1 protein-coding gene is annotated in these 578 nt (G+C 38.4%); it reads left to right on the forward strand.

Going from position 1 to position 578, the window contains the following annotated elements; genetic code table 11:
• The coding region (locus tag ACWHAR_RS30130; RefSeq protein WP_452088809.1) for a hypothetical protein at positions 1 to 578 on the forward strand (578 nt) is incomplete at both ends.

A 578-nucleotide genomic window follows, 5' to 3' on the forward strand; every position in this document is an offset into this window, starting at 1 on the left:
TTTAAAAGGTTCATAGCAGCATTTTTAGTGTTGGCTTTAATCATTTCATTAGTGCCAGCCGATGTACTAGCAAAAACCACAGAAGAAGAGAATGGAAATCGTATTGCTGCCGATGATCCAGAAGAAACTCTTCAGAAAGAACAAACTGAGGAAGCTGTGCCTTTTGATCCAAAAGATATAAACAAAGAGGGTGAGATCACCTCTGAAAGAACAGAAAATACAAAACTCTATTATGAAGGTGACGGTGTCTATAAACAGGAAGTATATCTTGATCCTATTCATACAAAGGAAACACCTGATGCCGACTGGGAAGACATTTCTCCTGAGTTAAAAGAGTCGACAAGCAAACAAGTCGAGACAGAGAACGCCATTTTGAATTCAGATTTTCAAAAGCAAATGAAGAACGGGCTTTACGCGACTTTTGAGCATAATGACCATAAGGTTACATATTCACTTGTAGAAGCGAAAGGCCCGAATAAAACTTCACTTACTCCGAAAGATACCTCAGCAGATTATAAGACTGACAGTAATGAGATTGTGTATCCGGATGTTTTTCCGAATATTGCTCTTCAGACTTT

The sequence above is a fragment of the Bacillus sp. LR--39 genome, assembly GCF_053613335.1.